Raw genomic sequence first — 12,414 nt, forward strand, 5'->3', positions numbered from 1 at the left:
TTATACGACCCCCCCCCACGGGGGGGGGGGTCGCCCGCGGCCCCACCACCGGGGGGCACCTGCCGCTTACCGGCCGTGGGCCGGTAAGCGATGATCAGTACTTCTGCTTCTGGCGCTTGGCCGGCTGGCCGCGCGGCGGCAGCTCGGGCAGCGAATCGTCCTTCTCTTCCACCAGGCGGAAGTCGATCTTGCGCTCTTCCATGCTGGCCTTGAGCACCAGGATCCGCACCCGGTCACCGAGGCGGTAGATCTTGCCGCGGCGTTCGCCGTTGAGCGTTTTGCGCACCGCATCGAACTGGTAATAGTCGTGCGGCAGCTGGGTGACGTGCACCAGGCCATTGACCTTGGATTCGTCCAGTTCCACGAACAAGCCGAAGCTGGTCACGCCACTGATCACGCCCTCGAACTGGCCACCGACGTGCTTTTCCATCCATGCGGCGCGGTAACGCTCGTCCACTTCACGCTCGGCTTCATCGGCACGGCGCGCCCGCTCGGAGCACTGCAGGGCCAGCGCAGCCATCTCACGCGGCGAATAGGTGAACTTCTCCGGCGCGGCTCCGCTGAGCGCGTGCTTGATCGCACGGTGCACCAGCAGATCGGGGTAGCGACGGATCGGCGAGGTGAAGTGGGCGTACGCATCCAGCGCCAGGCCGAAGTGGCCCAGGTTGTCCGGCGAGTACACCGCCAGGCTCTGGCTGCGCAGCAGCACCGATTCCAGCAGCGCTGCGTCCGGGCGATCGCGCACTTTCTTCAACAGCTTGGTGAAATCGGCCGGCTGCACCTTCGACCACGGCGGCAGGCTCAGCTTGAATTCCTTCAGGAACTCGAGCAGATCGGCATACTTGGATTCCGGCGGACGCTCATGGTCGCGGAACGGCGCCGGCACCTGCTTGGCCAGCAGGTAGCGCGCAGCCTGCACATTGGCCGCGATCATGCATTCTTCGATCAGCTTGTGCGCATCGTTGCGCACCATCATCCCGGCCTGGGTGACTTCGCCGGTGTTGTCCAGCACGAAGCGCACTTCGGAGGTTTCAAATTCGATCGCACCGCGGCGGGTACGCGCCTTGGCCAGCACGTGATACAGCTGGTACAGGCGATCCACCTGCGGCATCAGCGGACCGATCGCCTTGCGCGCAGCCGGGTCGTTCTCGCCCACCGCTTCCCAGACCTGGTTGTAGGTCAGGCGCGCGTGCGAGTTCATCACCGCTTCGTAGAAACGCGAATGAATGACCTCGCCTTCGCGGTTCACCTGCATATCGCAGACGAAGCACATGCGGTCGACCTTGGGCATCAGCGAGCAGATGCCGTTGGACAGCGTTTCCGGCAGCATCGGCACCACGAACCCGGGGAAATAGACCGAGGTCGCGCGCTTCTGCGCTTCAGTGTCCAGCGGCGTACCGGGACGCACGTAATTGGAGACGTCGGCGATCGCCACGACCAGGCGGAAGCCTTCGGCATTGGGTTCGCAGTAGACCGCGTCGTCGAAGTCCTTGGCGTCCTCGCCATCGATGGTGACCAGCGGCGTGTTGCGCAGGTCCTCGCGGTGGCCGATCTGTTCCGGGGTGACCACCATCGGGACCGCGGTGGCTTCAGCCAGCACTTCGGCCGGGAACTCGAACGGCAGCTCATGACCGTGGATGGCGGTTTCCACCACCAGCGAGGCCGTCAGCTTGTCGCCGAGTACGGCGATGATGCGGCCGATCGGCGGGCGGCGGGTGTCCGGCGCCTGGGTCAGCTCGCAGACCACCAGCTGGCCATCGCGGGCATCGCCGGTCTGGTCGGGTGGGATCTGTACATTGCGCTGCACGCGCTTGTCGTCGGGCACGACGTAGTTGATGCCGAACTCGACGCTGAAGCGACCGATCAGGCGGCTCATGCCACGCTCGAGCACACGCGAGATGCTCGCCTCGCGACGGCCGCGACGATCGATGCCGGTCACGTTGACCAGCACGCGGTCACCATGCAGCACCTTGCGCATTTCGAACGGCGGCAGGAACAGATCGTCGCCACCTTCGACCGGGCGCAGGAAGCCGAACCCTTCCGGGTTGGCGATCACCACGCCGGTGATCAGGTTGACGGCCTGCAGCGGTGCGAAACCGCCACGGCGGTTCTGCACCAGCTGGCCGTCACGGCACATCGCGCCCAGACGCTTGCCCAGGGCATCGGCACGGTCCGGCTCGGTCAGGCCGAGGTGGATGGCGATCTCTTCGGCGGTCTGCGGGCCATCGCAGCGGTCGAGCAGCTGCAGGATCGCCTCACGGCTGGCGATCGGCTGCGCATAGCGCTCGGCCTCGCGGGCGGCGAAGGGGTCGACCTGGACCTCACCGTCGAGCGGGGTCGGATGCGGGCGGCGGCGGGTCGGGATCGGCCCGGCATGCGCGGGCTTGGGCCCGCGCTTGTTGCCACGCGACGGCTCAGCAGTGTTCAGGGATTCGGGCATCCAGGGGGGCAGCTTGCCGGCTTTCTTGGCGGCAGCGCGGGGCTTGCCCGACGGACCGGCTGCCTTCTTGGGCGCCGGGGACTTGGGGGCTTTCGCGCCCTGGGTCGGTTTCTTTGGTTTCATTGACCTCAATAGTAACCGCTGCGCGTGTGCAGAACCGATCAGCGGCGCTCCTGTGCAGGATTGTGAAGAAATTTCACAAACCCGTTGACAACCTGCGGGGACATGGCCAAAATTCGCCCCCTGAGTCGCCCAGGTGGCGGAATTGGTAGACGCACTAGCTTCAGGTGCTAGCGGGGGCAACTTCGTGGAGGTTCGAGTCCTCTCCTGGGCACCATGACTCAGAAAATGATCAAACCCGCGCAAGCGGGTTTTTTCGTTTCTGGCGATGACGCTGCATCGAGCGACGAACGAAATTTCCTGCGACATCCTGTTGACACATTCGCGGTTCTCCCGCAGAATTCTCCTCCTGAGTCGCCCAGGTGGCGGAATTGGTAGACGCACTAGCTTCAGGTGCTAGCGGGGGCAACTTCGTGGAGGTTCGAGTCCTCTCCTGGGCACCATGACTCAGAAAATGATCAAACCCGCGCAAGCGGGTTTTTTCGTTTCTGCGGTTCGTCAATGCGCGGCTCTGCCCTGCGTAGTGGGTAACGCACGAGGTGCGCGGCATCAACACGACGATGACGCGGCGACTGACGACTGACGACTGACGAAAAATTTCCCACGCGATCCTGTTGACACCATCACCGTTCTCCCGCAGAATTCTCCTCCTGAGTCGCCCAGGTGGCGGAATTGGTAGACGCACTAGCTTCAGGTGCTAGCGGGGGCAACTTCGTGGAGGTTCGAGTCCTCTCCTGGGCACCATGACTCAGAAAATGATCAAACCCGCGCAAGCGGGTTTTTTCGTTTCCGGGCCAGTCAAATGACCGCCGTAGGTTGCTAAGGAACCACTCTCCTCAAGTTGCAACCTTCCATGCCGTCATTGGACTGCAGATCTGGATGGAAACTTGAGATGGTTAGCACTGAAAAGACGCACCTGCTTTCTACATCGGATGTTCTTAAGCACCTGCGGCCCGTGCCTCACCCTAAGTCCTGGTATGACTCGTTTGAGAGGATCTCGATTGCGAGCATCGTAGGCTGGTTCGCAATTCTTATCGTCGTGACAATCATCAAACTCGTAAGTGGAAACGAGGACACATCCTTATGGTTTCCCATGGGCTTGGGCATACTCTCGCTGATGTACCTCATGGCCGCCTTATGGCTTGCTGCTCTCGCCATCTTCATCACCATGCCCACGCGATCGTTCCTATATGCGCATATGGACAAAAGGCATGAAGCAGATGAGCAAGTTGCGAAGGGCTTGTCCCACCTTGGGCGAACAGCGCTGCAGAACAAGGCCCGTCATCTAGAGCTTGAAGCCAAGTACGCGGCCACCCGCTTCAATATCGTGGCCATTCTCACCGGCGTCCTGGCAGCGCTTGCTGCGATTTCTCAGGAAGCCACTCAGCTCGAGCTCCTTGATCGCGGCCCGCCTTACAGCATCATCTTAGGCATCGTCGCGATCTGCATACTGCTTGGGGGAGTGAGATCGCTAGGACTAATCTTGCGCCTCACTAGAGGGGCATCTGTCGTCAGTTGGGCAGCGGAGCATGCACAAGTCTGACAAAAAACCCCGCACTGGGCGGGGTTTTTCGTTTCAGCTCACCGCAAGCACTTCAATGCCCACCGGCCGAGGCAGCGCCCGCCCCTGCACCGAACGGCGGCTTGGCCAGCCACAGGAAGGCGATGATGGCCAAGAAGATCCAGCCCAGCAGGAAGAAGATGTCGTTGAAGCCCATCTGCGAGGCCTGGTGGTTGATCATGTTGTTGAGCGCCGCCGCACCATGCTGCAGGTCGCCCTGCCCCATCGCGGTCACCTGGTCCTGCATGCCCGGGGTGTAGCCGGAGATGTGCTCGGTCAGATGCGCGTGGTGCTCCTGGGTGCGGCGTGCCCACAACCACGTCGTCAGCGAAGCGGCGAAGCTGCCGCCCAGCGTCCGCAGGAAGGTGGCAAGACCGGAACCGGCTGCGATCTCGCGACCGTCCAGATCCGACAGCAGGATCTGCAGCACCGGCATGAAGAACAACGCCACGCCGATACCCATGATCAGCTGGATGCCGGCCACATGGCCGAAGTCCACCTGCAGGTTGAAGCCCGAGCGCAGGAAGCTGGTGAAGGACAGGAAGATGAAGGCGATCGTGGCCAGCATGCGCATGTCGAACCGCGAGGCGTACTTGCCCACGAACGGCGTCATGATCACCGGCAACACGCCGATCGGTGCGGTCGCCAGACCGGCCCAGATCGCGGTGTAGCCCATGTCACGCTGCAGCCATTGCGGAATCAGCAGCGCCACGCTGAAGAACGCCGCGTAGGCCACCACCATCGCCAGCGTCCCGGCACGGAAGTTGCGGTGCCGGAACAGGCGCAGATCGACGATGGGATCCTTGTCGGTCAGTTCCCAGATCAGGAACACCGCCAGTGCCACCACCGACACACAGGCCAGCACGACGATCTTGGTCGAACTGAACCAGTCTTCGTCGTTGCCCAGATCGAGCACCAGCTGCAGCGCGCCCACGCCGATCACCAGGGTGATCAGGCCGACGTAATCCATCTTCGGCTTTTCGATCTGTTCCGGGCGCCCCTTGAGCTGGTTGCCCACCACCAGCGCGGCGAAGATGCCGAGCGGCACGTTGATCAGGAAGATCCATTCCCAGCTGTAGTTGTCGGTGATCCAGCCACCGAGGATCGGGCCGGCGATCGGCGCGACCACGGTGATCATGGCCAGCAACGCCAGCGCCTGCCCGCGTTTCTCACGTGGATAGAGCGAGACCAGCAGGCTCTGCGTGATCGGGTACATGGGGCCGGCGACGAAGCCCTGGATCGCACGTGAGACGACCAGCATGCCCATGCTCTGGGCCAGGCCGCACAGCAGCGAGGCCAGCGTGAAGGCCAGCGTGGCCCACACGAACAGCTTGGTCTCGCCGAAGCGCCGGCTGAGGTAGCCGGTCAGCGGCAGCGCGATCGCGGTGCTGACCGCGAACGAGGTGATGACCCAGGTGGCCTGCTGCGAACTGGCGCCGAGATTACCGGCGATGGTCGGCAAGGAGACGTTGGCGATGGTGGTGTCCAGGACCTGCATGAACGAGGCCATCGCCAGGCCTGCGGTGCACAGGGCGACGTTGGCCGGCCGGAAGGCCGTGCCCGGGGCCGCGGGGGCGCCCGGTGCGGCGGGGGCTTGTGCGGACATGGTCGCCTCAGCTCGCCTTGCCCTGCTGCGGCAGGTTGCGCTGGATGATCTGGTGGATCACATCGTCGGCGCTGTGCAGCTGCTTGGCGTAGACGTCGGTATCGAACACCTGGCCCTTGGCGATCTCGGTCGGCAGCACGGTGCCCTTCTGGTCGCGCAGGCTGACTTCGGCCTTGATCGACAGACCGATGCGCAGCGGATGCTCGGCCAGCTGCTTGGCATCGATGGCGATACGCACCGGCACGCGCTGCACGATCTTGATCCAGTTGCCGCTGGCGTTCTGCGCCGGCAGCAGCGAGAACGCCGAACCGGTGCCCAGGCCGAGGCTGTCGATGCGGCCCTTGTAGGTCACATCACCGCCGTACAGGTCCGAACGCAGCTCCACTTCCTGGCCCAGGCGCATGTGGCGCAGCTGGGTTTCCTTGAAGTTCGCTTCCACCCACATCTGCTCGGTCGGCACCACGGCCATCAGGGCATTGCCCGGCTGCACGCGCTGGCCGACCTGCACCGAACGACGCGCCACGTAACCGGTGACCGGCGCGACGATGCCGGCGCGGGCATTGTTGAGGTAGGCCTGGCGCAGCTGCGCGGCAGCGGCCTGCACGTCCGGCTGGGTCGCGATCACGGTGTCATCGACCAGCGCGTTGCTCTGCTCGAAGGTCTCGCGCGAACCGGCCACGGCGGCTTCGGCGGCCGCCAGTTCGGTGCGGGCGTGCGCCAGTTCTTCATTGGAGATCGCGCCGCTGCTGGCCAGATCCTTACGACGGTTGAAGTCCTCGCGCACGCGCTTGAGGGTGACCTGGCGCGCGTTCAATTCGGCCTGGGCACCTTCCACGCTGCGGTACAGACCGCGCACCTGGCGGACCGTCTTGGCGAGGTTGGCTTCGGCCTGCTGCAGGGCCACTTCGGTGTCGGCCGGGTCCAGCTGGACCAGCAACTGGCCGCGCTCGACGCGCATGCCGTCATCGGCGTTGATCCCGACCACGGTGCCGCTGATCAGCGGGGTGATCTGGACCTGGTTGCCCTGCACGTACGCATCGTCGGTTTCTTCGAACCAGCGGCCGAACATGAAGTACCACAGGGCCAGCGCGGCCAGCAGCAGCACTACGATGACCAGCAGGCCGCGCAGCAGCTTGCCGCGACGGGAGGGAGCTGCCTTCTCGGCAGCGGGGGCGGAGGTCTGACTCATGGGGATGACTCTCAGTAATGCGAGGATTCGGGGGTGGCGGCGACCGTGGCGGCATCGCTGGTCGGGGTGAAGCCACCGCCCAACGCCTGGCTCAGGCGGACCGAAACAAGGATCTGATGCGACTGCAGTTCGGCCAGCCGCTGCTGGGAGACCAGCAACTGCTCTTCGACGCTGAGCACATCCAGGTAGCTGCCGATGCCGGCGCGGTAGCGCTGTTCGGCCAGGTCATGGGCGGCACGCGCCGTGCTGACGGCCTGGGCCTGGGCATTGGCCTGGTCGGCCAGCGAGCGCACCGCGTTGACCTGGTCGGCGACATCGCGCAGCGCGTTGAGCACGGACTGGTTGTAGTCGGCCACGGCCAGGTCGTACTGCGCGTCGGTCTTGCCCAGGTTGGCGCGCAGGCGGCCACCGTCGAAGATCGGCAGGCTCAGTGCCGGGCCGAGGAAGGCGAACGTCGAGCCACTCTTGAGCAGCTGGTCTACTTCACTGGAGACCACGCCGCCCAGGGCGGTCAGGTTGAGGCTGGGGTAGAACGCGGCCTTGGCGGCGTGGATATCACGGTTGGCCGCTTCCACGCGCCAGCGCGCGGCGACGATGTCCGGGCGGCGGCCGAGCAGTTCGCTCGGCAGGACGCCGGGCAGCTGCAGGGCCAGCGGGTTCAACACCTGCGGGCGCGCGATCTGCAGGCCTCGGTCCGGGCCCTGCCCGACCAGCGCAGCGAGCGCGGTGCGGGCTTCGTCGATCTGCTGCTGCGCGGCCTGCTGTTGTTGCTGCGCGGCCGGAATACGGGCTTCGGCCTGACGGGTCTGCAGGTCGCTGTCGATGCCGGCGGCACGCCGCTGACGGGTCAGCTCCAGCGTCTTCTGCGAGCGGGCCAGTTCTTCGCTGGCCACGTCATGCAGCGTCCACGCGTAACCGAGCTGCGCATACGCCTCGGCGATGGCGGCCGAAAGATTCAGGCGTGCGGCCTGGGCGTCCACTTCGGCGGCATGACCGCTGTCCACGGCCGCTTCCCAGGCGGCGCGCTTGCCACCCCACAGGTCGATGCCGTAGCTGAAACTCAGGTAGGCCTGACCGCTGCCGGCGTAGCTGCCGCCGAGTTCATCGCCGACCATCGATTCGGGCAGGCGTACGCCGGTGTAGCCACCGGAGGCGGAGACGCTGGGCAGGCGGTCGGCGCGGGCGGTGCCGATCTGGGCACGCGCCTGGCGCAGGCGTGCATCGGCCGCGTCCAGCCCCGGATTGCGCTGCAGGCCTTCGGCGATCAGCGCGTCCAGCTGGGGATCGCCCAGCGCGCGCCACCAGTCCGTGGCCGGCCAGCCTGGCTGGCTCAGGCCGGTGCCGGCCAGGGTGCGCTGGGCCTGCAGGCTGTCGGCATCGAGCAGGCGGCCCTGCGGCTCCAGGCCGCGGCTGCTGGCACACGCGGCCAACGCAAGCGCCAGCGCGGAGACCAGCATCGGCCGCAGCGGGCGCAGTGAATAAGAACGTTCAAACATGGAAGTCATGGCGTTACCAGTGAGTCGCGTACACGGGTCATGAGGGAAAGCAGCTGCGCGCGTTCGTCCGCAGACAGATCACGCATGGCGTCGTCGATGGTCTGGTCGCCCCGCTGTTTGAGGCGGGCCCACAACTGGCGGCCCGGCTCGGTCAGCACGATCTGCAGTGCCCGCCGGTCCTGCGCATGCGGCTCGCGCCGCACGCAGTCCAGGGCTTCCAGCTTGTCCAGCAGGCGGGTGACCGCGCTGGGCACCTGGTCCAGGGCCTGGGCCAACTCGTTGGCGGTGCACGGGGCACGTGCCGCGAGCACCTTCAGGCCGAGATAGTGGGTGAAGCCAATACCGAGGTTTTCCTCGGCCATCGACGTGTCTAGCTGACGGACCAGGCCATCGCGCACTTGGCGCAGCAGGAGTCCGAAGCTGGGGGGATGGGCATCAGGGCAGATCATGGGTGAGCATTCTCTTCCAAAAAATATATTTCTCAATAGAAATATTTAATTTGGAACCAAATGCTGTGTTGCAGCAATCAGAACAATGGGGAGGTCGCTACCTTAATGGCGCCCGCCACTGGCCGGGTATTACAATTTGGACAATGGATAACACTTTCAGGCCAGCGCTGGAGACCGAGGCCACCCAGATGATCCGCAACCAGGTCCTGGACTGGTTCGAGCGAGATGACGGACTGGGCGTGCTCGGCTTCCGCATCGAGAGCCCCAAGGGGCTGGAACGCGAGATCGACTGGCACCAGCACCGGCGCGCCCAGCTGATCTGCGTGGAGGCCGGGCTGCTGACCACCCGCACCCGCCACGGCACCTGGTCGCTGCCACCGGGCTGTGCCGGCTGGATGCCACCGGGCGAGCCGCATACGGTGGATATCTGCGGGCCGCTGCGTGGCTGGGGCGTGATCGTGAGCGCGCCGATGGCCTGTGATCTGCCCGACGAACCTTGCGTGCTGGCCATTTCCGATCTCCTGCAGGCGCTCTCGCTGCGCGTCACCGCGTGGGTGCCCGCGGCCGAGCCGAGCCTGCGCCAGCAGCACATGATCGAGGTCCTGCTGGACGAGATCCGCAATGCGCCGCGCCAGCGCATGCACCTGCCGATGCCGCAGGACCGGCGCCTGCTGAGGATCGCCTCGCAGCTGATCGCCGACCCGGCCGACGGCCGCAGCCTGGAGCAATGGGCCCAGTGGGCCGGGCTGTCGCCGCGTACACTGACCCGGCACTTCCGCGATGAAACCACGCTCAGCTTCGCGCAGTGGCGCCAGCAGGCCCGGCTGGCCGAGGGGCTGCGCCGGCTCTCCGATGGCCAGAGCGTGTCCGATATCGCGCACGAACTGGGGTTCAGCAGCCCCAGCGCCTTCGTTACTGTCTTCCGCCGCCACTTCGGCAGCCCGCCCGGGCGCTATCTGGCGCGCAGCGGACACCCCCTGAACCCATCACGCGGCTTGGCATCCCCGGCCGCATCCGGATAATCATCCGCCTGCGAGGGCGACAGCCGTCGCCGTCCCTTGCCACAGGTAACAATCCCGCATGACCGATCTTGCCCGCCCCGCGTTCCACGGCTTTGAACAGCTGCCCCTGCGCGAGTACGCCGAACGGGCGTACCTGGACTATTCCATGTACGTGGTGCTCGACCGCGCACTGCCGTTCCTCGGCGACGGCCTGAAGCCGGTGCAGCGCCGCATCATCTACGCGATGAGCGAGCTGGGTCTGAACGCGTCCTCCAAGCCGAAGAAGTCCGCGCGTACCGTCGGTGACGTGATCGGCAAGTACCACCCGCATGGCGACAGCGCCTGCTACGAAGCGCTGGTGCTGATGGCCCAGCCGTTCTCGTACCGCTACCCGCTGATCGAAGGCCAGGGCAACTTCGGCTCGACCGATGATCCCAAGTCGTTCGCGGCCATGCGTTACACCGAGTCCAAGCTGACCCCGATCGCCGAAGTGCTGCTGGGCGAGATCAACCAGGGCACCACCGACTGGACCCCGAACTTCGACGGCACGCTGGAAGAGCCGACCTGGATGCCGGCGCGCCTGCCGCACCTGTTGCTCAACGGCACCACCGGCATCGCCGTGGGCATGGCCACAGATGTGCCGCCGCACAACCTCAACGAGATCGTCAGCGCACTGCTGCACCTGCTCGACGACCCCGATGCGACGGTCACCGACCTGTGCGAGCACGTGAAAGGCCCGGACTACCCGAGCTTCGCCGAGATCATCACGCCGATCGCCGATCTGCGCACCATGTACGAAACCGGCTACGGCAGCGTGCGGGCGCGTTCCACCTTCCTGAAGGAGAACGGCAACATCGTGGTCAATGCGCTGCCGTTCCAGGTGTCGCCGTCGAAGGTGATCGAGCAGATCGCCGCGCAGATGCGCGCCAAGAAGCTGCCGTGGCTGGAGGACATCCGCGATGAGTCCGACCACGCCAACCCGGTGCGCGTGGTGCTGGTACCGCGCTCCAACCGCGTGGACGCCGAGCAGCTGATGGGCCACCTGTTCGCCACCACCGATCTGGAGCGCAGCTACCGGGTCAACCTCAATGTGATCGGCCTGGACGGCCGCCCGCAGGTGAAGAACCTCAAGACCCTGCTCAGCGAGTGGCTGCAGTTCCGCAGCACCACCGTGACCCGCCGCCTCAACCATCGCCTGCAGAAGGTCGAGCGCCGCCTGCACATGTTGGATGGCTTGCTGATCGCCTTCCTCAACCTGGATGAAGTGATCCACATCATCCGCACCGAGGACGAAGCCAAGCCGGCGCTGATCGCGCGCTTCGCGCTGAGCGAGGAACAGGCCGAGTACATCCTGGAAACCAAGCTGAAGCAGCTGGCCCGCCTGGAAGAGATGAAGATCCGCGGTGAGCAGGACGAGCTGGCCAAGGAGCGCGACAAGATCGTCGGCATCCTGGAGAGCAAGGCCAAGCTGAAGAAGCTGATCCGCGATGAGCTGGTGGCCGATGCCAAGAAGTTCGGCGATGACCGTCGCTCGCCGCTGGTGCAGCGTGGCGCGGCGCAGGCCATCGATGAAACCGAGCTGGTGCCGAGCGAGCCGATGACGGTGGTGCTCTCGGAGAAGGGCTGGATCCGTGCGGCCAAGGGCCACGACATGGACCCGTCCACCCTGTCCTACCGTGATGGCGATGCGCTGCTCGGTTCGGTGCGCGCACGCAGCACGCAGCAGGTGGCGTTCCTGGACAGCGAGGGCCGGGCGTATTCGACCCTGATCCATACCCTGCCCTCGGCCCGTGGCAATGGCGAACCGCTGACCGGTCGCTTCTCACCAGCGCCGGGCAGCGCCTTCATGACGCTGGCCAGCGGCGAGAACAACACGCGCTTTGTGCTGGCCTCCACGCACGGCTACGGCTTCGTGACCCGCTTCGAGAACCTCACCGGCCGCAACAAGGCCGGCAAGGCGATGCTCAACCTGACCTCCGGCTCCAAGGTGCTGACCCCGGCCGTGGTCGCCAATCCGGAGACGGACCGCATCGTGGCCGTGACCAGCTCGGGCAACCTGCTGGCGATCGCGGCCAGCGACCTGCCGGAACTGGACAAGGGCAAGGGCAACAAGATCATCGACATCCCCAAGGCCAAGCTCGCCACCGAGCGCGTGGTCGCGGTGGTGTCCGTTGCGCCGGGCAACACGCTGCTGGTCCGCAGCGGCCAGCGCACGATGAACCTGTCGTTCAAGGATCTGGACACCTACCTGGGCACCCGCGCCACCCGTGGCCATCTGCTGCCGCGTGGCTGGCAGAAGGTGGAAGGGCTGGCGGTGGAGTAAGCGTCGCGGTGTTGACGTGAATCGGAACGGCCGGGGAAACCCGGCCGTTTTTTTGTTCTTCTCCCAACGAAGGGAGCGCCTGCGGTGCATGTTGGATCTGGCGGTGTCTCCGCTCGGGTCTACCGAGAGCGTGAGGGGCCCCGTAGCGACCGGCAGGCCCCTCGGCAAATGTCCCCCGGCCGCCGCCTGACGGCGACGTCCTCCTCCTTGATTTTGCCCAGGAGCCTGC

At 65.4% G+C, this 12,414-nt stretch carries 8 protein-coding genes and 3 tRNA genes; 6 read left to right on the top strand and 5 right to left on the bottom strand.

Features of this window, described 5'->3' with window-relative positions; translation table 11 throughout:
- Positions 1-94: 94 nt before the first annotated feature.
- Positions 95-2,440 carry a ribonuclease R gene (gene rnr, locus QMX81_RS18720; protein ID WP_259462180.1) on the bottom strand — a complete coding sequence of 782 codons (2,346 nt, stop codon included), beginning with the start codon at positions 2,438-2,440 and terminating at the stop codon, positions 95-97.
- A gap of 250 nt (positions 2,441-2,690) precedes the next feature.
- Here rnr and QMX81_RS18725 point away from each other — a divergent pair.
- The 4 genes from QMX81_RS18725 (at position 2,691) to QMX81_RS18740 (ending at position 4,103) form a co-directional block, all read left to right on the top strand.
- A tRNA-Leu gene (locus QMX81_RS18725) sits at positions 2,691-2,777 on the top strand.
- A 139-nt stretch (positions 2,778-2,916) separates the two neighbouring features.
- Positions 2,917-3,003, top strand: a tRNA-Leu gene (locus QMX81_RS18730).
- Positions 3,004-3,217: 214 nt separating this feature from the next.
- A tRNA-Leu gene (locus tag QMX81_RS18735) sits at positions 3,218-3,304 on the top strand.
- 148 nt (positions 3,305-3,452) lie between these two features.
- On the top strand, positions 3,453-4,103 hold the full coding sequence (locus tag QMX81_RS18740) for a hypothetical protein (RefSeq protein ID WP_121041535.1): 651 nt from the start codon (positions 3,453-3,455) through the stop codon (positions 4,101-4,103).
- Between the two features lie 52 nt (positions 4,104-4,155).
- On the opposite strand, the gene QMX81_RS18745 is transcribed toward QMX81_RS18740, so the two are convergent.
- The 4 genes from QMX81_RS18745 to QMX81_RS18760 are packed head-to-tail and all read right to left on the bottom strand — an operon-like array spanning position 4,156 to position 8,861.
- Positions 4,156-5,727 (bottom strand): DHA2 family efflux MFS transporter permease subunit, encoded by a 1,572-nt coding sequence (locus tag QMX81_RS18745; RefSeq protein ID WP_121041533.1) that lies wholly within the window; start codon positions 5,725-5,727, stop codon positions 4,156-4,158.
- A 7-nt stretch (positions 5,728-5,734) separates the two neighbouring features.
- Positions 5,735-6,916, bottom strand: a complete 1,182-nt coding sequence (gene emrA / locus QMX81_RS18750) for a multidrug efflux MFS transporter periplasmic adaptor subunit EmrA (RefSeq protein WP_121041531.1) — start codon at positions 6,914-6,916, stop codon at positions 5,735-5,737.
- 11 nt (positions 6,917-6,927) lie between these two features.
- Positions 6,928-8,412, bottom strand: a complete 1,485-nt coding sequence (locus QMX81_RS18755; RefSeq protein ID WP_282263728.1) for an efflux transporter outer membrane subunit — start codon at positions 8,410-8,412, stop codon at positions 6,928-6,930.
- A gap of 5 nt (positions 8,413-8,417) precedes the next feature.
- On the bottom strand, positions 8,418-8,861 hold the full coding sequence (locus QMX81_RS18760; RefSeq protein ID WP_121041527.1) for a MarR family transcriptional regulator: 444 nt from the start codon (positions 8,859-8,861) through the stop codon (positions 8,418-8,420).
- 143 nt (positions 8,862-9,004) lie between these two features.
- Here QMX81_RS18760 and QMX81_RS18765 point away from each other — a divergent pair, with 143 nt between their 5' ends.
- Together QMX81_RS18765 and parC are read left to right on the top strand one after the other, a co-directional pair.
- Entirely contained in the window at positions 9,005-9,883 is an 879-nt protein-coding gene (locus tag QMX81_RS18765; protein ID WP_121041525.1) for a helix-turn-helix transcriptional regulator, read from the top strand.
- A gap of 58 nt (positions 9,884-9,941) precedes the next feature.
- Positions 9,942-12,185 (top strand): DNA topoisomerase IV subunit A, encoded by a 2,244-nt coding sequence (gene parC, locus QMX81_RS18770; RefSeq protein WP_121041523.1) that lies wholly within the window; start codon positions 9,942-9,944, stop codon positions 12,183-12,185.
- Positions 12,186-12,414: the final 229 nt, after the last annotated feature.

It is taken from the genome of Stenotrophomonas sp. PS02301, from assembly GCF_029959485.1.
In the GTDB taxonomy this organism is placed as follows: Bacteria; Pseudomonadota; Gammaproteobacteria; order Xanthomonadales; family Xanthomonadaceae; genus Stenotrophomonas; species Stenotrophomonas maltophilia_Z.

Bases quoted from the DNA above. Each gene is read 5' to 3' on its own strand.
- QMX81_RS18760 (WP_121041527.1), bottom strand. From the start codon at position 8,861: ATGATCTGCCCTGATGCCCATCCCCCCAGCTTCGGACTCCTGCTGCGC.
- emrA (WP_121041531.1), bottom strand. From the start codon at position 6,916: ATGAGTCAGACCTCCGCCCCCGCTGCCGAGAAGGCAGCTCCCTCCCGT.
- QMX81_RS18745 (WP_121041533.1), bottom strand. From the start codon at position 5,727: ATGTCCGCACAAGCCCCCGCCGCACCGGGCGCCCCCGCGGCCCCGGGC.
- QMX81_RS18755 (WP_282263728.1), bottom strand. From the start codon at position 8,412: ATGTTTGAACGTTCTTATTCACTGCGCCCGCTGCGGCCGATGCTGGTC.
- QMX81_RS18765 (WP_121041525.1), top strand. From the start codon at position 9,005: ATGGATAACACTTTCAGGCCAGCGCTGGAGACCGAGGCCACCCAGATG.
- QMX81_RS18740 (WP_121041535.1), top strand. From the start codon at position 3,453: ATGGTTAGCACTGAAAAGACGCACCTGCTTTCTACATCGGATGTTCTT.
- parC (WP_121041523.1), top strand. From the start codon at position 9,942: ATGACCGATCTTGCCCGCCCCGCGTTCCACGGCTTTGAACAGCTGCCC.
- rnr (WP_259462180.1), bottom strand. From the start codon at position 2,440: ATGCCCGAATCCCTGAACACTGCTGAGCCGTCGCGTGGCAACAAGCGC.